Annotated in this window: 23 protein-coding genes and 1 tRNA gene; 10 read left to right on the top strand and 14 right to left on the bottom strand. The window is 72.9% G+C overall.

The annotated features are described in order from the left end of the window. Positions 1-18: 18 nt before the first annotated feature. A complete protein-coding gene (locus FYW95_RS27815; RefSeq protein WP_201294965.1) occupies positions 19-189 on the bottom strand; it encodes a hypothetical protein in 171 nt (56 codons plus the stop codon). A gap of 673 nt (positions 190-862) precedes the next feature. On the opposite strand from FYW95_RS27815, the gene FYW95_RS21065 reads away from it, so the two are divergent. The 3 genes from FYW95_RS21065 (at position 863) to FYW95_RS21055 (ending at position 2823) form a co-directional block, all read left to right on the top strand. Beyond that, positions 863-1342: an NUDIX hydrolase gene (locus tag FYW95_RS21065; RefSeq protein WP_159944332.1), complete on the top strand. Its 480-nt coding sequence runs from the start codon at positions 863-865 to the stop codon at positions 1340-1342. Between the two features lie 176 nt (positions 1343-1518). Continuing rightward, the gene (locus tag FYW95_RS21060; protein WP_159944284.1) at positions 1519-1938 is read left to right on the top strand and encodes a hypothetical protein; all 420 of its coding nucleotides are present in this window, start codon (positions 1519-1521) and stop codon (positions 1936-1938) included. A gap of 87 nt (positions 1939-2025) precedes the next feature. Next, positions 2026-2823: a DUF2786 domain-containing protein gene (locus FYW95_RS21055; protein WP_159944331.1), complete on the top strand. Its 798-nt coding sequence runs from the start codon at positions 2026-2028 to the stop codon at positions 2821-2823. A gap of 224 nt (positions 2824-3047) precedes the next feature. On the opposite strand, the gene dnaN is transcribed toward FYW95_RS21055, so the two are convergent. Together dnaN and FYW95_RS21045 are read right to left on the bottom strand one after the other, a co-directional pair. Then, entirely contained in the window at positions 3048-4190 is a 1143-nt protein-coding gene (dnaN, locus tag FYW95_RS21050) for a DNA polymerase III subunit beta (protein ID WP_159944330.1), read from the bottom strand. Between the two features lie 89 nt (positions 4191-4279). After that, positions 4280-4738, bottom strand: coding sequence for a DUF4442 domain-containing protein (locus FYW95_RS21045; protein WP_160050686.1), 459 nt, complete (start codon positions 4736-4738; stop codon positions 4280-4282). A 140-nt stretch (positions 4739-4878) separates the two neighbouring features. On the opposite strand from FYW95_RS21045, the gene FYW95_RS21040 reads away from it, so the two are divergent. The 4 genes from FYW95_RS21040 to FYW95_RS21025 all read left to right on the top strand — a co-directional run bounded on the left by FYW95_RS21040 (position 4879) and on the right by FYW95_RS21025 (position 6053). Continuing rightward, positions 4879-4967: transfer RNA gene (locus FYW95_RS21040), tRNA-Ser, on the top strand. A 265-nt stretch (positions 4968-5232) separates the two neighbouring features. Further along, positions 5233-5469, top strand: a complete 237-nt coding sequence (locus FYW95_RS21035) for a hypothetical protein (RefSeq protein WP_159944283.1) — start codon at positions 5233-5235, stop codon at positions 5467-5469. Next, on the top strand, positions 5466-5669 hold the full coding sequence (locus FYW95_RS21030) for a hypothetical protein (protein ID WP_159944282.1): 204 nt from the start codon (positions 5466-5468) through the stop codon (positions 5667-5669). Before FYW95_RS21035 ends, FYW95_RS21030 begins: the two co-directional genes overlap by 4 nt. 18 nt (positions 5670-5687) lie before the next feature. Next, a complete protein-coding gene (locus FYW95_RS21025) occupies positions 5688-6053 on the top strand; it encodes a VOC family protein (protein WP_159944281.1) in 366 nt (121 codons plus the stop codon). Here the strand turns inward: FYW95_RS21025 and FYW95_RS21020 are convergent. The 3 genes from FYW95_RS21020 to FYW95_RS21010 are packed head-to-tail and all read right to left on the bottom strand — an operon-like array spanning position 6050 to position 9549. After that, positions 6050-6961: a universal stress protein gene (locus tag FYW95_RS21020; protein WP_160050677.1), complete on the bottom strand. Its 912-nt coding sequence runs from the start codon at positions 6959-6961 to the stop codon at positions 6050-6052. The genes FYW95_RS21025 and FYW95_RS21020 overlap by 4 nt on opposite strands. 13 nt (positions 6962-6974) lie before the next feature. Beyond that, a complete protein-coding gene (locus FYW95_RS21015; protein WP_159944279.1) occupies positions 6975-7883 on the bottom strand; it encodes a universal stress protein in 909 nt (302 codons plus the stop codon). Between the two features lie 58 nt (positions 7884-7941). Then, complete coding sequence (locus FYW95_RS21010; RefSeq protein ID WP_159944278.1) at positions 7942-9549, bottom strand: MinD/ParA family ATP-binding protein; 1608 nt, start codon at positions 9547-9549, stop codon at positions 7942-7944. Positions 9550-9724: 175 nt separating this feature from the next. Here FYW95_RS21010 and FYW95_RS21005 point away from each other — a divergent pair, with 175 nt between their 5' ends. Together FYW95_RS21005 and FYW95_RS21000 are read left to right on the top strand one after the other, a co-directional pair. Continuing rightward, complete coding sequence (locus tag FYW95_RS21005) at positions 9725-10699, top strand: NAD(P)H-quinone oxidoreductase (RefSeq protein WP_159944277.1); 975 nt, start codon at positions 9725-9727, stop codon at positions 10697-10699. Positions 10700-10733: 34 nt separating this feature from the next. Beyond that, positions 10734-11270 (top strand): bacterial proteasome activator family protein, encoded by a 537-nt coding sequence (locus FYW95_RS21000; RefSeq protein ID WP_159944276.1) that lies wholly within the window; start codon positions 10734-10736, stop codon positions 11268-11270. Positions 11271-11324: 54 nt separating this feature from the next. Here the strand turns inward: FYW95_RS21000 and serS are convergent, their stop codons facing one another. From serS to FYW95_RS20960, 8 genes are all read right to left on the bottom strand, one after another. Then, complete coding sequence (gene serS, locus FYW95_RS20995; RefSeq protein ID WP_159944275.1) at positions 11325-12596, bottom strand: serine--tRNA ligase; 1272 nt, start codon at positions 12594-12596, stop codon at positions 11325-11327. 82 nt (positions 12597-12678) lie between these two features. Then, positions 12679-13626: a prephenate dehydratase gene (gene pheA, locus FYW95_RS20990; RefSeq protein WP_159944274.1), complete on the bottom strand. Its 948-nt coding sequence runs from the start codon at positions 13624-13626 to the stop codon at positions 12679-12681. Between the two features lie 63 nt (positions 13627-13689). After that, positions 13690-14268, bottom strand: a complete 579-nt coding sequence (locus FYW95_RS20985) for a DUF4446 family protein (protein WP_236567953.1) — start codon at positions 14266-14268, stop codon at positions 13690-13692. Between the two features lie 36 nt (positions 14269-14304). Beyond that, the gene (locus tag FYW95_RS20980) at positions 14305-15147 is read right to left on the bottom strand and encodes a glycosyltransferase family 2 protein (RefSeq protein ID WP_159944273.1); all 843 of its coding nucleotides are present in this window, start codon (positions 15145-15147) and stop codon (positions 14305-14307) included. A 5-nt stretch (positions 15148-15152) separates the two neighbouring features. Then, on the bottom strand, positions 15153-15509 hold the full coding sequence (locus FYW95_RS20975) for an STAS domain-containing protein (protein ID WP_201294964.1): 357 nt from the start codon (positions 15507-15509) through the stop codon (positions 15153-15155). Between the two features lie 116 nt (positions 15510-15625). After that, positions 15626-16228, bottom strand: coding sequence for an ATP-binding protein (locus FYW95_RS20970; protein WP_159944272.1), 603 nt, complete (start codon positions 16226-16228; stop codon positions 15626-15628). A gap of 123 nt (positions 16229-16351) precedes the next feature. Continuing rightward, positions 16352-18388 carry a PAS domain S-box protein gene (locus FYW95_RS20965; protein WP_159944271.1) on the bottom strand — a complete coding sequence of 679 codons (2037 nt, stop codon included), beginning with the start codon at positions 18386-18388 and terminating at the stop codon, positions 16352-16354. An 88-nt stretch (positions 18389-18476) separates the two neighbouring features. Next, on the bottom strand, positions 18477-18809 hold the full coding sequence (locus tag FYW95_RS20960; protein ID WP_159944270.1) for a rhodanese-like domain-containing protein: 333 nt from the start codon (positions 18807-18809) through the stop codon (positions 18477-18479). Between the two features lie 78 nt (positions 18810-18887). On the opposite strand from FYW95_RS20960, the gene FYW95_RS20955 reads away from it, so the two are divergent. Next, positions 18888-19418 carry an SSI family serine proteinase inhibitor gene (locus tag FYW95_RS20955; protein WP_159944269.1) on the top strand — a complete coding sequence of 177 codons (531 nt, stop codon included), beginning with the start codon at positions 18888-18890 and terminating at the stop codon, positions 19416-19418. Positions 19419-19438: the final 20 nt, after the last annotated feature.

Raw genomic sequence — 19438 nt, 5'->3', positions numbered from 1 at the left:
TGGCTACTTTTCGCGGAGTTACTTCTCCTGGCTGGGCTTCTCCTCGCCGGGCGCGCTCTCCGCGGGCTTCTCCTCGGCCGGAGCGGGCTTGCTCGGATCCGGTTCCTGGAACGGGCTGAGCTTCGCCTCAGGGGCCACGTCGGCGACGATGGCCTCGAACTCCTCGTCCACGGTCAGCATCTTCGGCACTCGGACTCCTCGTCTGACAGCACTCGCGTAGAGCCGCAACGTCGCCCTACGCCTCCTACGAAGCATCAACGGACCCCGCCTTCCGGCGGACCGGCCACCCGTGGTGAGTTCCGCCTCAGACCACACCACGGGTGGCTCGTGTCCAACGAACGTCGCACTGGCCGGCCTCGCGAGCCGTCCTCTCGCGGACCGGCCGCGTCGAACGTCTTCCACGCTAGAGAGATCCTCTTCTGCTCCGCTTTCAGTCTTCTTTCAGCACCGAAAACGGCGTAACCGCAGGGGTTTCTGGAGACCGGGACATCATTGACCCCCGCCGCCCGCCGTGACCAGCGCCTGGCCGATTGCGGACAACAACAGGAAATGATGCTCTTCTGTTATGCGAACGATACCCCTGGTACATTGGTCCTATTTGGCGAAAGACTCGGGAAGAGGAATGCCGAAGCCCCACGAAACCGCACACGCTGCTCAATACTTCCGAGAAACGGACCGGGTAAACCCCTGGTGGCCCCGGATCCCCGGCCACCCCGGCCGCGGGAGCGCGGTAGCACCGGGCCACTGCGGGCAGGTACATCGGCGGAAGGGCTGCGGAAGCACCGGCCCGGGCCATAGGTTCTAGGGAGTAGCCGGATGGACGGCACCGGCGATCCTGGAGGGTGCGGAGTTGGAGGACGTGATGCTGGACGGCGACGGAAACGGCTGGGTGAGCCTGCCGGACGGATCGCGCAGGTGGGGGGTCTACGGCGCGGCCGGTCTGCTGCTGTACGCCACCGACACGGCCGGAACCGGCCACGTGCTGCTCCAGCACCGGGCCGGGTGGACCCACATGGGCGGCACCTGGGGCATCCCGGGCGGAGCGCGCAACCGGGACGAGACGCCGCTGGAGGCGGCCGTGCGCGAGTTCCGCGAGGAGGTCGCCGGGGACCTGGACGAGTACACGCTCCTGGGCGTGCACGAGCAGGACCTGACCGTGTGGCGCTACGACACGTTCATGGCGCGGCTTCCGGGGATGACGCCGTTCCGGCCGGGCAACTCCGAGAGCCACGAGGTGCGCTGGGTCCCGGTGGAGTCGGCCCCCGCCCTTCCGCTGCTGCCCCCGTTCCGCGCGGCGTGGCCGCACCTGTACGCGAACCTGACCGCCTCCGCGGCCGGGTGATCCGCACGCCCCGCCCGGAACCCGCGACCCCTCCCCGAACGTTGGCGGGGTACCACGTGCGAGTAAGGGGAATGTCAGGGACGGGCCCTGATGTACTCGGTACCCCCGGTCCCGCATGCTGGAGGGGACGGCCCGGCGAAGAGCGGTCGTCACGCTATTCGACTGGAGCAGTGGACATGACGCTGGAACGGGGCAACGCATTCACTCCCGTCGCATCGGCGACGATGATCTGGCCCTGGACCACCTCGGTGCTGGGCGGTGCCGCCGGTGGGGCCCTCTTCTTCCTCCTCAACCTGGGCTCGGGCCTGGGCGCCATCGCCTCCGGGCTGACCGCCGCGGTGATCTTCTTCTCGCTGATCGGCGGCGTGGGCGGCGTGATGAGAGGCAAGGCCGACCGCCGGGGCAGGCGGTACGCGGCCACCTACCCGTTCCGGTACGCGGCCGTGCCCGCCGGGATCGGCGGCGCGGGCTACGCCCTCGTCAGCATCCTCACGGGCTCGATCCTCGGCGGACTGTTCGGCGGACTGTTCGTCGCGGCGGCCATCTGGGTCACCGTGGGTCTCATCGCGATGGTGGTCGGGAACAAGAACGCCTAGGCTCGGTGTTTTCCGCCGCTGGCGGAAGCGAGACACGCAACCTAGGGAGACAACCGGGCGCCGATGACTGAATCTGCTCGTCAGAAGATGGTCGAGCGGGTCCGCGGGCTCCTCCGCATGGCGGAGGACCCCGCGGTTACTGATGCCGAGAGCCAGGCGTTCACCGCCAAGGCCGCCGAGCTGATGACCCGCCACGCGATCGCGGAGGCCGAGGCCCGCGCCGAGAGGGGCGAGGCTCCGGACGCGATCAGCCGTATGGACTACACGGTGTCGGGAGTGGGCGGACACGGCAAGGCACGGGTGCGGGCGCTGGCCGACATCGCCGCCGCCTACGGCTGCCAGTCCGCGGTACGGGGCAACAACTCCGAGAACACCGAGCGCGTCATGATCCTGGTGGGCACGGTGAGCGCGCTGGACGCGCTGCGGATGCTCCTGCCGTCGATCTCGATGCAGATGGAGGCGTCGGCGAAGTTCATGAGCTCGTCGCACGTGTCCGACATCCGGGAGCTGCGCAACTACACGCGTTCGGAGCTGGAGACCGAGCGCAAGCGCTACTACCGCTCGTTCGTGCGCGCCTACGGGCAGGCGGTGGCCGAGCGCATCCGCGAGTTCCGGGCCCGGTTGCAGGAGATGGCCTCGCCGGAGGGCTCGGTCGGGGGCGGCGAGGAGCCCGCGCGCGGTGCCGAGCTGGTGCTGCGGGACGACGTGCACCGGGTGAACGAGGAGTTCCACCGCCAGTTCCCTCAGCTACGCAAGCACCGTCCCGAGCGCACGCACAGCGCGGCGGGGTACCGGGCGGGTTACCGGCGGGGGCGCCAGGCGGAATTGGGACTGGACACCCCTGTGGGCGGCGGCGGCACGTCCGCGCTGGCGGAGAGCGACTAGCACCTTTTCCTCCACCGGAGGCCGAAGTTATCCACAGGTTGTGCACAGAACAGCCCTCTTTGCTGTTTCCGCATGTCAGAGCCGAAATGCGAGAGTTCAGCGAGGGCGGTTCGGGTGTCGGTTGGTCACGGTTACCGCGGGTTATCCACAGGAAGGCCGCCTTCCTGTGGATAACTCTGTGGATAAGGGGCCGGGTCGGCAGAGAAAGGGACCAAAACCCCAGTTCAGGACACCCGCAAAGGCTGAACCAGATAGCGGAAGGACGGCTTCTCGCCCTCCTTGACCGGCACGTCGGTGATCACCGCGGGTTTGGTCGGCTCGGTGAGGTTCAGGTGCGCGGTGTCGCTCTCCACGCCCGACAGGCCGTCCATGAGGTAGTCGGGGCGGAAGGCCAACCGCATCGGGTCGCCCTCGTAGCCGACCTCGATCGCCTCGACGGCCTGGGCGTCCTCGCCCGAGCCCGCCTCCAGCACGACCTCGCCCCCGGCGAAGGCCAGACGCAGCGGCGTGTTGCGGTCGGCGACCAGGGCCACGCGCTTGACCGCCTCCGCCAGGGGCGCCACGGCCACCTCGGCGCGCGCGGCGAACTCCTTGGGGAACCAGGCGGCGTACTTGACGAACTCGCTGTCGATCAGCCGGGTGGTGGTGCGGCGCTCGCCGTTCTCGAAGCCGATCATGCCCTCGCCCGGGGACAGGCTGACGCCGTCGCCCCCGCGGACCGTGGACAGGGCGATGTCCACGTTGGAGCGGGTGATCAGGCCCCGCACGGTGTCGCTGAGCGTGCGGGCGGGCACCAGGGCGGCCACGTCCAGCCCCTGGCCGTCGGGGTTCCACCACAGGTCGCGCACGGCGATGCGGTAGCGGTCGGTGGCCACCACGCTCAGGGTGTCCCCGCGGAAGTCGAGGTAGGCGCCGGTGAGCATGGGCAGGGTGTCGTCCCGGCTGGCCGCCGGGGTCACCTGGCGCACCGCGGCGGCGAAGGCGTCGGAGGAGACCGAGCCGATGCGGCCGGGCATGCCGGGCAGCGTGGGGTAGTCCTCCAGCGGCATGGTGATGAGGGTGAAGCGGGCCGCGCCTCCGGAGACGCGCAGCCGGGGGCCGTCGGTGTCGATGTGCACGGAGCCGGGCGGCAGGTTGCGCACGATCTCGGACAGCAGGCGGCCGGGCACGAGGGCGGCTCCGCCCTCCTCGGAGAGCACCTCGACCGAGGCGCGGGTGGAGACCTCGTAGTCGAAACCGCTCAGGTGCAGTGAGGAGCCGTCCGGAGAGAGCTCCATGCGGATACCCGCGAGCACCGGGATGGCGGGCCGGGAGGGCAGTGCCCGGGCCGTCCAGGCGACCGCGTCGGCGAACGCGTCGCGGTCCACTCGAAGTTTCACGATGGGGCCTCCCTCGTCGCTGTGGTCCACCGGTCAACGTACCCAGCGAGGCCGACAAACGCCCCTGTCCGACGGACCTACCTCCGGTCGGGGCGCAGCGTCCAGGTGACGCTCATGCGGCCGGTGACGGTGCCGTCCCCGGTACGCAGCTCGGCCTCCACGGGGAACTCCGGGCGCGTGCCGGCGTCGAGCTCGGCGACGACCTCCTCCCGGGGGCGGCCCAGGGTCGCCTCGGCGGTCAGGTCGCCCATGGCGAGCTTGAGGAAGTCGATCCGGGCCGTGGTGGGCAGGGGGACGGCCCGGTCGAACTGGTCGCTGAAGGCGGCGATGACGGCCGCGCCGGAGGCGGACTCGGCCACGGTGAACATGGCGCCCGCGTGCGGGCCTCCGACGTGGTTGTGGTGGTCGGCGTTGTCGGGCAGGCGCATGACGGCGCGCCCGTGGTCCAGCTCGGTGAAGGTCAGTCCGAGGGTGCGGGCGAAGGGCACGGCGGCCAGGAAACCGGCCTTGGCCGTCTCGGCCGCCTCAGCGTTCATGTGTGCCATGAACCTCATGTTACTAGCGAGTAACCCAAGGGTGGAACCCGGCCGGCCGCCTGTGGGACCGGCCTTCCGGTCGGGCACCGCCGGAGGAGGGCTGTGGGCTAACATGACTGGCGGAGAGTCGCTCTCCGCATGGAGGGTTCGCATAGCGGCCGAGTGCAGTGCTCTTGAAAAGCACCAAGTCCTTGACGGGGCTTCGTGGGTTCAAATCCCACACCCTCCGCGTACGGGGCCGCCCGGCCCGGAACGTCGCCAGCGACGCGTCCCGGCCCGGGCGGCCCTCTCCGTGTCCGCCCTCTACTCGTTGTGATCGGTTGCGGCGAGCCGCCAGGGCTCGGGCAGCGGCCCGCCCGCGCGCGGGCGGGCGTGGAGCCGTCCGGGGCGTCGGAGCAGTGGGCCCGGGTCCGTTGGTAGTGCGAGCCGGGACCGGCAGCCCCCAAGCAGGCCCGCTTCGACACACGGCCCGCCCACCCCCGAGGAGGCCTCGGATGGACCCCCTGCCGCAGATGATGACGAGCATCGCCGTGACGGTGGTCGTCATGCTGGCCCTCTCACTCCCCCTCTGGCTGTTGACCGAGTGGCCGTCATGGGTCACCGGGGGACTGGCCGGACTCGTCGGAGGGGGCGCGGGACCGCTCGCCGCCCGACTGTTCCGGTCCCGGCGCTCAGCGGTCCGACGCGTCTCACCGGCGGCCGGCGACGAGTCCAGGCGGGAGGCGGCATGAGAACACGGACGATGGACGTCCTCAACCTCGCGGCCAGTGCCCTGTGGTTCCTCCTCGGCACGGTCGGGCTCGTCGTGGTCGAGAGCCCCTGGGGGTGGCTGTACGCCGTGTGCGGGATCCTGTGGGCGGGCATCCGTCCAGTGCTTCGTCAGGGCCCGCACGCAGGACACGGCTCCCCGCAAGGCATCGTTTCCGCGTGAGGGGGAAGGACGCGGCGCATGAACGCGCGACTGCACACCGTGGCCCTGGACTGTCCCGACCCCGACGCTCTGGCGGAGTTCTACTCGCAGCTTCTGGGGCTGCCCGTGACCCGGCGCAGCCGGCGGTGGGTGGTGGTCGGCGAGGAGTGGCCCCGCCTGGCCTTCCAGCACGCCCCCGACCACCGCCCGCCGGACTGGCCCGACCCGGAGCGGCCGCAGCAGGTGCACCTGGACATCTGGGTCGAGGACATCGAGGCGGCGGAAACGCGTGCGCTCGCGCTGGGAGCACGCAGGCTCGCGGTCGCGGAGGAGGACCCCGAGGACCTGTTCCGGGTCTACGCCGACCCCGCCGGGCACCCTTTCTGTCTGGAGTACGGCGGCTAGCCGTCCTCGGCCCGGTGGGGCAGGATCACCACCGGGATGTCGGCGCGGTGCAGCAGGCCCTGGCTGACCGAGCCCAGGAGCAGGCCGCGCACGCTTCCCCGGCCGCGGGATCCCACGACGACGGCGTCGGCGTCCTCGGCCGCCCGGAGCAGAGCGTTCACCGGGCTGTCCTGGGTGCGCACCACGGTGACCCGCTCCCGGCTGAACCCGTCGGCGACCTCGTTCAGCATCTCGTCCACGAGCTCCTCGGAATTGCGGTCGAACAGCCGCTCCTGGGGTTCGTAGCCCATCGCGGTCATCGCGACCGGGTCGTAGGGGTAGGGAACCTCCCAGCTGTTGACCACGACCAGCTCGCCCCCGCCCTCGTCGGCCAGGTCGACCGCCAGGCGCAGGGCGCGGCGGGAGTTGTCCGAGCCGTCGACGCCGACCACGATCCGGTCCAGCGAGGTCCGGTGCCGCCACCGGGAGGGAACCACCGCGACGGGGCAGGGCGCCTGCGCGGCCACCCGGATGCTGACCGAGCCGACGAAGACCGACGCGACCGAGCCGAGTCCGCGCGAGCCCACGACGAGCAGGTCCTGGGGGCGGACGTGCCGCAGCAGGGCCAGCGGCGCCTCGTCCAGGGCGGTCTCGGTCTCCACGGTGACCGCGGGCTGGAGGTCGCGGACCCGTTCGGTCACCCGGGTGAGCACGTCGGTGGCCTGGTCCGCGATCTCCTCCGTGGGCTCGAAGCGGGCGGGCCCGGCGGTGACCGGCACGATCAGCGGCATCCCCAGCGCGTGTACCGCCAGGATCGGCGCGCCCCTGCGGGCCGCCTCGGCCGCGGCCCAGTCCAGCGCGGCCCGGGAGGGGTCGGAGCCGTCCACCCCCACGACGACCCGGGGTGTGCGTTCCTCGTTGTCTGCCATGGTGTCTCCTCGGTCACTCGTCCTCGGCGTGCGGCGGCAGTACGGCGACGGGTACCGGGGAGCGCTGCAGCACCCCCTGGCTCACCGAGCCCATCACCAGGCCCCGAACCCCACCCCGGCCCCGCGAGCCCACGACGAGAAGGTCCGCCTCCCGCGCGGCCTCCAGCAGGGCGTCCACCGGGTCGGCCTGGGTGCGCACCGCGCTGATCTCCAGGTGTTCGGTGCGGTCGTCGACCACGTCCGCGAGCAGGCCCGCGACCACCTCCTCGGACTGGCGGTCGAAGGTCTCCTCGTGCGGTTCACGTCCGTCCTCGGCCAGCGCCCCGGTGTCCGCGGGCAGCGGCACCTGCCAGCTGTTGACGACCACGACCTCCGAGCCGCCGACCAGGGCCTCGTGCAGGGCGAAGCGCAGCGCGCGGCGGGAGGAGTCGGAGCCGTCCACGCCGACCACCACGCGCCCCCGTCGCGGCGGCGGCTTCTCCAGGGCGGGGACGACCACCACGGGGCAGGGAGCGTGCGAGGAGGCGCGCACGCTGACCGAGCCGAGCATGATCGCCCGGATCCCGCCCAGGCCGCGCGAACCCACCACGATGACGTCCTCGTGCCGGGCCTCGTTGAGCAGGACGGCGGGCGCGTCCTCGGGGGCCAGGACGGTCGCCACGTCCACCTCGGGCCGGGCCCGGTGCACGTAGGCGGCGGCCGCGGTGAGCAGGTCGTGCCCGGCCTCCCGCAGGTCCTCGACCGCGCCGCGGGCCGGGGGGCCGTAGGCGCCGATCACCACCGGCATCCCCAGGCCGTGCACGATCCGCAGCTGGGTCACGCGCCGGGCGGCCTCCTCGGTGGCCCAGACCAGGGCGGCGTGGGAGGCGGGTGTGCCGTCCACGCCGACCACGATCGCGGGCGGGCGTTCGTGTGCGTTCATCCCCAACCCCTTCCCTCGTTACCTCCCCTGTCCGAAACCCGACGCGGGAAAACCAGTCTCACGGCTGCCGGGCGAAGGCCTCCCCGACGGTCGCGGCCAGGTGGAGGTAGGCGTCCCGGGTGGCGGGGGCGAGCTGGTCCAGCTCCACCTCCGCGCCCTCCTCCAGGTGCCCGTCCCAGGGCACCCGCACGACGTCGCGGCAGCGCGCGGCGAAGTGCTCCTGGAGCCGGTTGAGGTCCACGCTGCTCTTGCTGTCGGAACGCACCATCGACAGCACCACCACGGCGCTGCGGACGAGGTCCCCGTGGCCGTGCGCCTCCAGCCAGTCCAGGGTGGCGCTGGCGCTGCGCGCGCCGTCGACGGAGGCCGAGCTGACCAGGACCACCTGGTCGGCCAGGCCCAGCACCCCGCGCATGGCCGAGTGCAGCAGCCCGGTACCGCAGTCGGTGATGCAGATGGAGTAGAAGTGCTCGACGATCCGGGCGACCTCGCGGTAGTCGGCGTCGCTGAAGGCCTCCGAGACCGCCGGGTCGCGGTCGGAGGCCAGGATCTCCAGGCGGCTGGGGGCCTGGGAGGTGAACCCGCGGATGTCGGCGTAGCGGGAGACCAGGTGGCGCTCGTTGAGCAGGTCGCGGATGGTCGCCGCCGTCTCCAGGCGCACCTTGTCCGAGAGCGTGCCCCGGTCGGGGTTGGCGTCCACGGCGAGCACCCGGTCACCGCGCAGCGAGGCCAGGGTGGCGCCCAGGGCGACCGTGGTGGTGGTCTTGCCGACCCCGCCCTTGAGGCTGAGCACGGCCACGCGGTGGTGGCCGGTGGCCACGGGCGTGCAGGCGCGGGCCACCAGTTCGCGTCGGCGCAGCACCTTGGGCGACTCCCCCGGGTTGACCAGGCCCAGCGTGGCGGTGTGCACGGCCCGGCGCCAGCCGCCGCTGGGCCCCTGGCGCCGGTTGCGCACGAGGGTGGCGGCGTTGAGGGAGTCGGAGGTCTCCCGGTCCGGCTCGGGGGGCGGCTGGACCGGTGGCACGGGAACGAGTTCGGCCCGGGGCCCGGTAAGGGTGCGCGGCGGCTCGGGCCGCTCGCGCGGGGGCGCCGGAGGAGCGGGCGCCGGAGGAGCGGGCGCGGGTTCCGGGACGCCCGGCTCCCCGGGGTCCTCGGCGCGGTCGGTCTCCAGCGGCGGCAGCTGCTCGGGTTCGGGCACGTCGGGGTCGCGGCGCAGGCGGCGGGGGCCCAGCGGGTCCGGTTCCCCGCCCGGTCGCGCGGGGCGCTGGAGGCGCTGCCGTTGCGGGCGCTTGCGGACGGGGTCGGGCACGAGCCGGACCGTGCTTCCCCGCGGCTCGTCCCCGTCCGGTTCCTCCCGGGGGGCGACCGCCCCGGGCTCCTCGGCCGGCCGCGGCTCCTCCGGGGCCTCCCGCGCGGTGTCCTCCTCCTCGGCCGGACCGGTCTTCCCCGGAACCGGGAACGGCGTGTCCTCGGGCAGCCGGGCGTAGGGCGGCGGGGGCGGGGCCGTGCCCTCGAACCCGCCGAACCACTGCTCCTTCGGGGAGGGCGCGGGAGCCTCCGGCTCCGCCCCGGGCTCCTCCGGGTCGCCGTCGGGACGGTCCCAGACCTCGGCCTCCGGGCCCGCCTCGGAGCCTGGGCCTGACCCGTTGTGTTCCTGGTGTGCCACCGGAGTTCTCCTGCGTGAAGGGGGTGTTGTGTGGTGGGAGCGATACCGCAGCGGGGAAGGGACGGGACCTGCTCCCTGGGGTCAGTCCTACCCTGCCACCGAGGCGTTTTCCCGGGGCGGGGGGAGGGAGTGATCCCCTGTCTGCCGAGGAGCCTCCCCGGGTACTGTCGGGCTCATGCACGCGATCCGTATCACTGAACCGGGCGGGCCCGAGGTCCTGTCCTGGTCCGAGGTTCCCGATCCCGTTCCCGGCGAGGGCGAGGTCCTGGTGGAGGTCGCCGCCAGCGCGGCCAACCGGGCCGACGTCGCCCAGCGCCAGGGCAACTACGCGCCGCCGCCCGGCGCCTCCGAGTACCCGGGACTGGAGTGCTCGGGTACCGTCGCCGCGCTCGGCCCCGGCACCGAGGGCGCGGGCTGGTCCGTGGGCGACCCCGTGTGCGCCCTGCTGTCCGGGGGCGGCTACGCCGAGCGGGTCGCCGTACCGGTGGGCCAGCTGCTGCCGGTGCCCCGGGGGGTGGACCTGGTCGAGGCCGCCGCGCTGCCCGAGGTGGCCTGTACGGTGTGGTCCAACCTGGTGATGGTCGGCGGCCTGCGCGCCGGGGAGACCGTCCTGGTGCACGGCGGGGGCAGTGGTATCGGCACCTTCGCCATCCAGTTCGCCCGCGCCCTGGGCGCCCGGGTGGCCGTCACCGCGGGCAGCGAGGAGAAGCTGGAGCGCTGCCGGGAGCTGGGCGCCGAGATCACCGTCAACTACCGGACCGAGGACTTCACCGAGCGCGTGCGCGAGGCGGGCGGGGCCGACCTGGTCCTCGACATCATGGGCGGCTCCTACCTGGACGCCAACCTGCGCTGCCTGGCCACAAACGGCCGCCTGGTGATCATCGCGCTGATGGGCGGCCGCCGGGCCGAGGCCGACCTGGGGCGTATGCTCGCGAAAAGGCTCTCCGTACACGCGACGACCCTGCGTTCCCGTCCCCTGGAGGAGAAGGCGGCCATCGTCTCGGGAGTACGCGAGCAGGTGTGGCCGTTGGTAGAACAGGGAGTCGTTCGCCCCGTCGTCGACCGTTCGATCCCGATGCGGAACGCGGCGGAGGCGCACCGCGTCATGGAAACGAGCGCGCACACCGGAAAGATCCTCCTCACCCGTTGACGGCGTGCCGGTGACATTCCACGTAAGGGGACTGATGAGCAGCGCAGACAACCCGAACGAGCAGCCCCAGATGCTGGTGATGGGAGCCGACCAGCGCGGCGGGAGCGATGGGGAAGCGGAGGAACCGCGCACCCTCGCGGACATGGTGGAGCAGCCCGCCAAGGTGATGCGGATCGGCAGCATGATCCGCCAGCTCCTGGACGAGGTGAAGGCCGCTCCGCTGGACGAGGCGAGCCGTACGCGCCTCAAGGAGATCCACACGTCCTCCATCAAGGAGCTGGAGGACGGTCTGGCCCCCGAGCTCATCGAGGAGCTGGAACGACTGGCCCTGCCGTTCGCGGAGGGGGCCGCGCCCAGCGAGGCCGAGCTGCGCATCGCCCAGGCGCAGCTGGTGGGCTGGCTGGAGGGCCTGTTCCACGGCATCCAGACCACCCTGTTCGCCCAGCAGATGGCGGCCCGCGCCCAGCTGGAGAACATGCGCAAGGCCCTGCCGCCCGGTGTGGCGGGTCTGCAGGCCCAGGGCCCCGGGGGCCCGGGCGAGGAGCGGCACGGGTCCGGCCCCTACCTGTGACGCGGGACGGCGAAGGCGCCCGCCCCGGCCGGGGCGGGCGCCTTCGCGCTCGGGCTACCTGGCGGCCGTGACCGGCTCCAGGACCTCGCGGCCCAGGTAGGGCCGCAGCGCCTCGGGGACGACCACCGAGCCGTCCTCGCGCTGGTGGTTCTCCAGGATCGCGACGATCCACCGGGTGGTGGCCAGGGTGCCGTTGAGCGTGGCGGCGAAGCGGGGCTTGCCGTCCTCCCCCCGGAAGCGCACGTTGAGGCGGCGCGCCTGGAACTCGGTGCAGTTGGAGGTGGAGGTCAGCTCCCGGTAGGTCTCCTGGGTGGGGACCCACGCCTCGCAGTCGTACTTGCGGGCGGCGCTGGTGCCCAGGTCCCCGGCGGCGATGTCCACCACCCGGTAGGGCAGCTCCAGCTTGTCCAGCATCTCCCGCTCCCAGGCGAGCAGCCGCTTGTGCTCCTCGTGCGCCTGGTCGGGGTGGGTGTAGACGAACATCTCCACCTTGTTGAACTGGTGCACCCGGATGATGCCGCGGGTGTCCTTGCCGTAGGAGCCCGCCTCCCGGCGGAAGCACGGCGACCAGCCGATGTAGCGGTGGGGAAGCGCGTCGGCGGGCAGGATCTCCCCGGCGTGGTACCCGGCCAGCGGGACCTCGGAGGTGCCGACCAGGTAGAGGTCGTCGGCGGGCAGGCGGTAGACCTCGTCGGCGTGCGCGCCGAGGAACCCGGTGCCCTCCATGGTCTCGGGCTTGACCAGCACCGGCGGGATCATCGGTGTGAAGCCCGCCTGGACGGCCTGGTTCATCGCCATGTTGAGCAGGGCCAGCTCCAGCTGGGCGCCCACGCCGGTGAGGAAGTAGAACCGGGCCCCGGAGACCTTGGCGCCGCGCTCGGTGTCGATGGCGCCGAGCATCTCGCCCAGCTCCAGGTGGTCGCGCGGGGTGAAGTCGAAGGCGGGCGGGGTGCCGACGGTCTCCAGGACCTTGAAGTCGTCCACGCCGCCCTCGGGCGCGCCCTCCTCCACGAGGTTGGGCACCCCGGCCAGGGCCGTGTCCAGCTCGGCGCCCAGGCGCCCGGCCTCGGCCTCGGCCTCCTTGACCTGGGCGGCCAGCGCCTTGGCCCGGGTCAGCAGCTCCTCGCGCTCCTCCGGGGAGGCCTTGGAGACGGACTTGCCCACGCTCTTCTGCTCGGCGCGCAGGGTCTCGAACCGGGACAGCGCGGAGCGGCGGCTGGCGTCGAGTTCGAGCAGGCGGTCGGCGGCGGAGGGGTCCTCACCGCGGGCCCGCTGCGAGGCACGGAGTCGTTCGGGGTCTTCTCGAAGAGCGCGAAGGTCGATCACGTCTTGCAGGTTACCGCCCGGTCCCGGACGCGCCGACAACTTTTCCACAACCGCGGCGTGGACGGGAGGCGGCGGAGCCCGCTCAGTCCACCTGGCCGGAGCGCACCCGGGCCAGCCACAGCTCGGCCTCGGCGAAGTCGGCGTCGGTGGTGGGGCGGGGACGCAGCGGCGGGTCGGCCACGGCGGCCCTCCCGTCGCGGGGGTAGCTGCCGAGGAAGCGCACGTCCCGGCACACCCGCCGGATGCCCATGAGCGCCTCGCCGACGCGGGCGTCCGCCACGTGCCCCTCGGCGTCGATGCAGAAGCAGTAGCTGCCCAGCCCGTCACCGGTGGGGCGCGACTCCAGGCGGGTGAGGTTGACCCCGCGCACGGCGAACTGGTTGAGCACCCCGATCAGGGCGCCCGGGTGGTCGTCGGCGATGAAGGCGACCAGCGAGGTCAGGTCCGAGCCGGTGGGCTCGGGCAGTGCGCCGGGCCGGGACAGGTAGATGAACCGGGTGGCGGCGTCGGAGCGGTCGCCGATGCCGGAGGCCAGGGCGCGCAGGCCGTAGCGCTCCCCGGCGATCACCGCGCAGACGGCGGCGTCGTAGGGCGAGCCGGGTTCGGACACCGCGCGCGCGGCGGCGGCGGTGGAGGAGACGGTGTGCGTGTCGGCCTCGGGCAGGTGCTGGGCGAGCCAGCCCCGGCACTGGGCGAGGGCGTGGGGGTGGGTGGCCACCCGCTTGACGTCCTCCAGGACCGTCCCCGGCCGGGCGAAGAGGGTGAACTCCACCGGTACGGCCGCCTCCCCGGTGATGAGCAGCGGGGCGCCGTTGACCAGCTCGGCGATGGTGGCGGTGACACCGCCCTCGACCGAGTTCTCCAGGGGGACGACGCCGCCGTCCGCCGCGCCGGAGCGGACCGCGTCGAAGACCGCCGCGATCCCCTCGCAGGGGACGCGGGCCTCGTCGGCCGCCCCGGGGCGCAGATCCCGCAGGGCGGCTTCGGTGAAGGTGCCCTCGGGGCCGAGGTAGGCGTAGCGCTTGGGCATACGGCCAGGCTATACGGACCCGGGGCACGGGCGCGGCGGTTCGGGTCCGCCCGGGCCCGGAGCCTACGGGGCCGTCTGGTTCGGGGCGTCCTCCCCGGCGTCGCCGCGCGCCTCCTCCCCCGCGCCCCGGGGCACGGTGGCCAGGGGCTCCCGCTCCCTCCCGGGGGCGTCGGCCTCCGCGGCGGCGCGGGCCCCGCCGGGGCGCGGCACGGTGCGCAGCGGGGAACTCCCCGCGGTCACGGTGGCGCCCACCCCCTCGCCCAGCCGGGCCGCGCGGACCACGCGGTACTCCTCGGGGCTGAGCAGGATGTCGGACTCGCCGCCCACCACGGGCTTGGCGTAGGTGCGCGTCTCGGTGCGCCCGTTGATGGAGGTGACGACCACTCCGTCGCCCTCGCTGTTGAGCAGCGCCAGGGAGAAGGAGCGGGCGCCCGACATCTCCTCCAGGGCGTCGTAGTGGAGCAGTGCGACGTCGCGCACGGCGAGCGGGTCCGCGCCCGAGGCGCCGGCCTCCGCCGCCCGCAGGGCGATCGTCTGGGAGTCGTTGTCGGCCACCCGGGTCCTGGACAACGCGTACCCGCCGAGGGCGAGCGCGCCCAGACCCGAGAGCATTCCGGTCAAAGCCAGGATCGTCGTGAACACAGGGCGAGCGTACAACTACTCAGAGCACCCATGGGGTTACTTCGGGCGATTTCGCCGACTCATGTGCCCGACTTTGCGCGCCAGTTGCCGTCCGGAGGTGAGCGCACGCGCCCGGGTGCGCTCCCACTGGCGCCGGGCGGTGGGGCGCAGCTCGCGCAACGCCAGCGCCCGCGCCACGTCGGCGAACTGGTGGGCCCGGTGCAGCTGGGCGCGCAGGTCGGTGCCGGTGGCCCGGTGCTCCAGGGGCACCTCCACCTCCAGCACGCGAAAGCCCGCGCGCAGCACGTCGATGGTCAGCCCGGTCTCCACGCCGAAGCCCGCGGCCAGGGGGCGTGCCGCCTCGAAGGCGGCCCGGGTGAGGCAGCGCTGTCCGCTGAGGGGCTGTTCGGGCTCCCACCCGGTGGCCCTGCGGACCCCGCCGCGGGAGAGGCTCACCACGAACCCGTGGCCGCCCAGGCGCATCCGGGTGGCGGGGAAGAGCGCGATGGTCATGTCGGCCTTGCCGCGCAGGACCGGCTCGACGAGGGGGGCGGCCGCCGCGGCGGTGTCCTCCAGGTCGGCGTCCAGGAACAGCAGGTGCCGGGGCGGGCGGACGGCGCTCCCGTCACTCGCCTCGGCGAGGCGGACGCCCTCGGCGCCCGTCTCCATGGCCGCCCCCTTGCCGCGGTTGCGGGCGTGCCGGAGCACGCGGGCCCCGGCCTCGCGGGCGACGTCGGCGGTGCGGTCGGTGGAGCCGTCGTCGACCACGACGACCAGGTCCACCCCGGGCAGGGCGCGGGCGGCCCGAACGGTCCTGCCGACCCGCGGCGCCTCGTCCTTGGCGGCGATCACCACGGCGACGCCGGTCTCCTCCGGGCCGCCGCCCTCACCCCGGGACACGGGCTCTACGGGGTGCCGCCGGTCCCGGCGACCACCGGCAGCGCTTCGGGGTCGGCGTGGACGACGAACACCTCGTCCAGCCCGGTCACCTCCAGCACCTTGGTGACCGCGGGCCGGGGCGCGACGAGTTCCAGGTCGCCCCCCTTGTCGCGGGCGCGCTTCATGGCGGAGAGCAGCACGCTGATGCCGGTCGAGTCGCAGAACTCCACCCTCGACATGTCGACGAGCAACCGCCGTGCCCCGTCGTCGAGGGCCCCGAGGAGACCGTCCCGCATCTGGGGTGCCGTGTACAGGTCGACCTCACCGCCCACGGTTACCACCGCGACGTCTTCCTGAGATCGGCTTGATATCTTCAACTCCACAGTCGTGACTGTAGCGGCAGGTCCGGCCGCGGGCCACCTCGTTGGCGGTGTTTCGCGACATCGGCGGTACACCCGCGGACGGCGCCGCGCGGCGCCCGCGGGGAATCCCGGAGCGGTCAGATCATGGCGGTCCGAGCGCTGGCGCCCTCCCGGACGCGCAGCCGCAGTTCGACGACGTCGCCGGAACCGCCGCCCAGGCCCTCGGGCAGGCCCCGGGCCGTGTCGCCCGCCTCGTGGACGGACTCCTCGGCGGGGATCTCCAGGACCGCCCACACCGTGGTGGTGGTCGCGTCCATCTCGGTGCCCCAGCGGCCGGACAGGGACTGGACGATGCCCAGGCCGCGGCCGCCCAGGCCGGAGACGGAGGGGCGGGCCACCCGGGGCATCGTGCTGGAGCCCCCGTCGCGCACCGCGATCTCCACCCAGCCGCCGCACTGCGGCCCGCGGTCCACCTCGGCGCGCCAGGACACGCCGACGCTGTTCTCGGGGTTGCCGGGGGTGGGCAGGGGGCTGGCGTGGCGAAGGGCGTTGCTGACGAGTTCGCTGAGGATGAGGGCGGCGTCGTCGACGCGGTCCTCCCCGATCTCCATGGCGCGCAGGTCGCGGCACATCCGCCGCCGGGCACCGGTCACGCTGGCGGGGGTGTAGGGGAGCGTGACGTTCCGCTCGACCTTGTGCGGGCGGTTCCCCGCGTCGAGTGGGGTGTGGTCTCCTGACACGTTGAATCCCTGCGCGATCGTGCTTTCTCGGGCCGTCCGGAACCCGCCCGATGTGTGCCAGCGAATTCCACCAGGGGTGGAAATGCCCCGTTCAACTCGCGAGGAAACCCACCGCGAGATGAATCACCGCGTACGACTCGCACGTCGGCGCGGGGATCGCTGACGTGACAGGGGTTCTGGTGTTGAAGAGTTTTTTGTTGACTCCTGGGACTCAGGTTGCTTGTGAGGCGACTCGTCGGGGGTCGACGGCCGTCTCTCCGCGGAGGGCGGGCCGTCCCCGGAGGGCGGGCCGTCCCCGGAGGGCGGGTCGTCCGCGCGGTGGAGCGGCACCGTGAAGCGCATCCGCGCCCCGCGCTCCAGCCGCTGGGCGGTGACGTCGCCGCCCTGGTCCCGGGCCAGCTGGCGGACGATGTACAGCCCCAGGCCCAACCCGCCGAAACCGGAGTCGTCACCGCGCACCCCGGCCTGCACGAAGCGTTCGAAGATGCGCTCCTCGTCGCCCGCCCGGAGCCCCACGCCCTCGTCGTCGACCACCACGGCGACGGCGTCCTCCTCGGCGTACGCGCTCACGTGCACGCGGCCGCCGCCGGGGGAGAACTTCAGGGCGTTGTCCAGCAGCTGGTCCATGATCATGCCCGTGGCCAGCGGGTCGCCCGCGGTGGGCGGCAGCGGGGGCAGCGCTCCCAGGGTGACGTCGTGCCGGTCGGACAGGGGTCGGAAGGCGCTGACCGCCTGGCGCAGGACCTCGGACAGGTCGAAGCGGTCGTGGCTGACCCGCAGGTCCCCGCGCGCCACGTCCGAGCCCAGCTGGAGCCGGTCCACCAGCGTGGCCAGGGCCGAGGAGCGCTCGGCGATGGTGCCGACGGCCTTGTACTGCGCCTCCGGGGTGAGCCGCTCCCACTTGCGCATCAGCGTGGTGGCGTAGCCGTGGATCACGGTGATGGGGGTGCGCAGCTCGTGCCCGCTCGTGGCCAGGAAGGCCTCGCGCTCGTCCTCCATGGCCTTCTGCGCGGTGATGTCGCGGAAGTCCACCACCCACTCGTGGGTGCGCGGGATCTGAGCCATGAGGATCTCCAGCCAGCGGCCGTCCTTGAGCTGGTGCTTGACGGGCTGGCCGTGGCAGGCGGGCAGCGGGAAGGGCGGGTGGCGCCCCTCCACCACCTCGGCCCGGTAGCCGGTGAGCTCGACCGCCGAGCGGTTCCACTTGCGCACCCGGCCGCCGAAGTCCAGGACCGCGATGCCGTCGGCGCTGGAGTCGGCCACCGCCTGCTCGTGGACGCGCTGGCGGTTGAGCTCCTCGTAGGCCAGGGCGTTGCCGATCGCCACCCCGGCGTGCGCGGCGAGCAGTTCGAGGAGTTCCAGCTCGACGTGGCCGACCTTGCGCTGGCTGTAGAGCGCGTAGAGGGCGCCGTAGGGGCGGCCGTGCACGTTGGACACGCCCAGGGCGATGGTGTGCAGCCCGGGCAGGTCGGCCCAGACCAGGTCCTGCAGGCCGCGGGTGTCCTCGTTGGCCAGCAGCACGGACTTGCCGCTGCGCAACAGCTCGCCGAACAGGCTGTCGTCCAGCGCCGAGCTGAAGCCCCGGAGTTGCTCCGACAGCTCCGAGATGCTCACCAGCTCCACGCGGTCCTCCTTGAGCAGCACGAAGCCGCCCGCGTCGGCGCCGGTGAGCTCGGTGATGCCGCGGGAGATGCGGTCCAGGACGATCCGCAGGCTCAGGTCGGCGTTGATGTCGACCACCACGTCGGTGAGCCGCCGCACCAGCCTGGCCCGTTCCATCGCCGAGGACTGGGCCCGCGTGTCGCTGTCGGAGGGATAGAGGTTGAGCACCCACCCGGCGGTTCCGCCGGCGGCGCCGGGTACCGGGCTGGTGTTGACCCGCACGTCGACGACACCGCCGTCCTTGCGCACGCGGCGGGTGTGGATGGACAGCGGGGTGCCGGAGCGCACGTGTTCGAGCACCGCGCCGGACTCGGCCCTCAGGTCGGCGGGGACGATCGGCAGCTCCTCCCCGAGCACCTCCTCCGCCCGCCAGCCGAACAGCCTCTCGGCGGCCGGGTTCCAGAGGGTGACTCGGAGTTCGCTGTCGATACACACCACCGCGTCCGCTGAGGAGGCCAGCACGGCTTCGGCGCTGAGGGGCGCGCGCTCGGAACTCACGACGTCATAGTGCCACCCGCGCGCCCCCGAAGGCAGGTCTTTGCGCAATCGGCGCCGAATCGGCGGCCGGAGGAGACCCGCGGACCCCTCAGATCACCCGGGGCTCGGCTCCGGACTCCGCCGCCATCGTGCGGCCCGCGTGCTCCCAGGCCCGCATCCCGCCGGCGACGTTCACCGCGTCCCAGCCCGCCTGGTTCAGCGCCGCGACGGCCTGGGCGGAGCGCCCGCCCACGCGGCAGACGACGTAGACCCGCTGGTCCTGGGGCACCTCGGCGGCGCGCTGGCCCAGCTCGCCGAGCGGGATGTGCGTGGCGTCGGGCGCGTGGCCCGCGTTCCACTCGTCGTCCTCGCGGACGTCGAGCAGGTAGGCGCCCTCGGGCACCTCGGTGACGTTGGCCTCCGGAACACCGTTGCCGAACATGTGACCCCCTGTGTCTGCGTGCTTCGAAGAATGTGAGGAACCGGGGAACCGGGCGGAGACCCTCCGCGTCCAAACCGTATGGCTGAGTACACCCTCGCGGCGGCCCTGCCGTCCCGCCTCGCCGCTCTCGCAGCCCTTGGCCTGCTTATCACGGCCTGCGGCAACGAGCCCGCCGAGGTGAACGCGCCCGCCCCCGAGTCCGAACAGTCCGACCAGACCGCTCCGCCCCCCGGAACGACCGGGGAGGGCTCCGAGGAGGAGTCCGCCGACGGCGCCGACGTGGAGCTGACCATCGAGCGCTCACTGAGCGACGACGAGGCCCTGTCCCCCGAGGAAGGCTACGAGGAGGGCGTATGGACCCTCACCTGCGGCCCCGAGGGCGGTAGCCACCCCGCCCCGGAGGCGGCGTGCGCCGAGATCGAGGAGGTCGGCGCGGAGCCGTTCGTCCTCGACACCTCCGACATGGTGTGCACCATGCAGATCGGCGGCCCCGAGGTCGTCCACGTCACCGGGCACGTGGGCGGAACCGAGGTCGACACCGAGTTCAACAAGCGCAACGGATGCGAGATCGACCGCTTCGAGACCGTGGAGACGGTGCTCAACCCCTGAGCGGTGCGCCCCGGCGGAGG

Origin of the sequence: Nocardiopsis sp. FR4 (genome assembly GCF_009830945.1) — a bacterium.
In the GTDB taxonomy this organism is placed as follows: domain Bacteria; phylum Actinomycetota; class Actinomycetes; order Streptosporangiales; family Streptosporangiaceae; genus Nocardiopsis.
The sequence above is the reverse complement of the archived record's forward strand: the minus strand, read 5'-3'. Positions and strand labels throughout refer to the sequence as shown.

Coding starts and splice junctions, on each gene's coding strand:
- FYW95_RS21065 (WP_159944332.1), top strand. CDS start 863: ATGCTGGACGGCGACGGAAACGGCTGGGTGAGCCTGCCGGACGGATCG.
- FYW95_RS21060 (WP_159944284.1), top strand. CDS start 1,519: ATGACGCTGGAACGGGGCAACGCATTCACTCCCGTCGCATCGGCGACG.
- FYW95_RS21055 (WP_159944331.1), top strand. CDS start 2,026: ATGGTCGAGCGGGTCCGCGGGCTCCTCCGCATGGCGGAGGACCCCGCG.
- FYW95_RS21045 (WP_160050686.1), bottom strand. CDS start 4,738: ATGAACGCTGAGGCGGCCGAGACGGCCAAGGCCGGTTTCCTGGCCGCC.
- FYW95_RS21035 (WP_159944283.1), top strand. CDS start 5,233: ATGGACCCCCTGCCGCAGATGATGACGAGCATCGCCGTGACGGTGGTC.
- FYW95_RS21030 (WP_159944282.1), top strand. CDS start 5,466: ATGAGAACACGGACGATGGACGTCCTCAACCTCGCGGCCAGTGCCCTG.
- FYW95_RS21025 (WP_159944281.1), top strand. CDS start 5,688: ATGAACGCGCGACTGCACACCGTGGCCCTGGACTGTCCCGACCCCGAC.
- FYW95_RS21020 (WP_160050677.1), bottom strand. CDS start 6,961: ATGGCAGACAACGAGGAACGCACACCCCGGGTCGTCGTGGGGGTGGAC.
- FYW95_RS21015 (WP_159944279.1), bottom strand. CDS start 7,883: ATGAACGCACACGAACGCCCGCCCGCGATCGTGGTCGGCGTGGACGGC.
- FYW95_RS21005 (WP_159944277.1), top strand. CDS start 9,725: ATGCACGCGATCCGTATCACTGAACCGGGCGGGCCCGAGGTCCTGTCC.
- FYW95_RS21000 (WP_159944276.1), top strand. CDS start 10,734: ATGAGCAGCGCAGACAACCCGAACGAGCAGCCCCAGATGCTGGTGATG.
- pheA (WP_159944274.1), bottom strand. CDS start 13,626: ATGCCCAAGCGCTACGCCTACCTCGGCCCCGAGGGCACCTTCACCGAA.
- FYW95_RS20960 (WP_159944270.1), bottom strand. CDS start 18,809: ATGTTCGGCAACGGTGTTCCGGAGGCCAACGTCACCGAGGTGCCCGAG.
- FYW95_RS20955 (WP_159944269.1), top strand. CDS start 18,888: ATGGCTGAGTACACCCTCGCGGCGGCCCTGCCGTCCCGCCTCGCCGCT.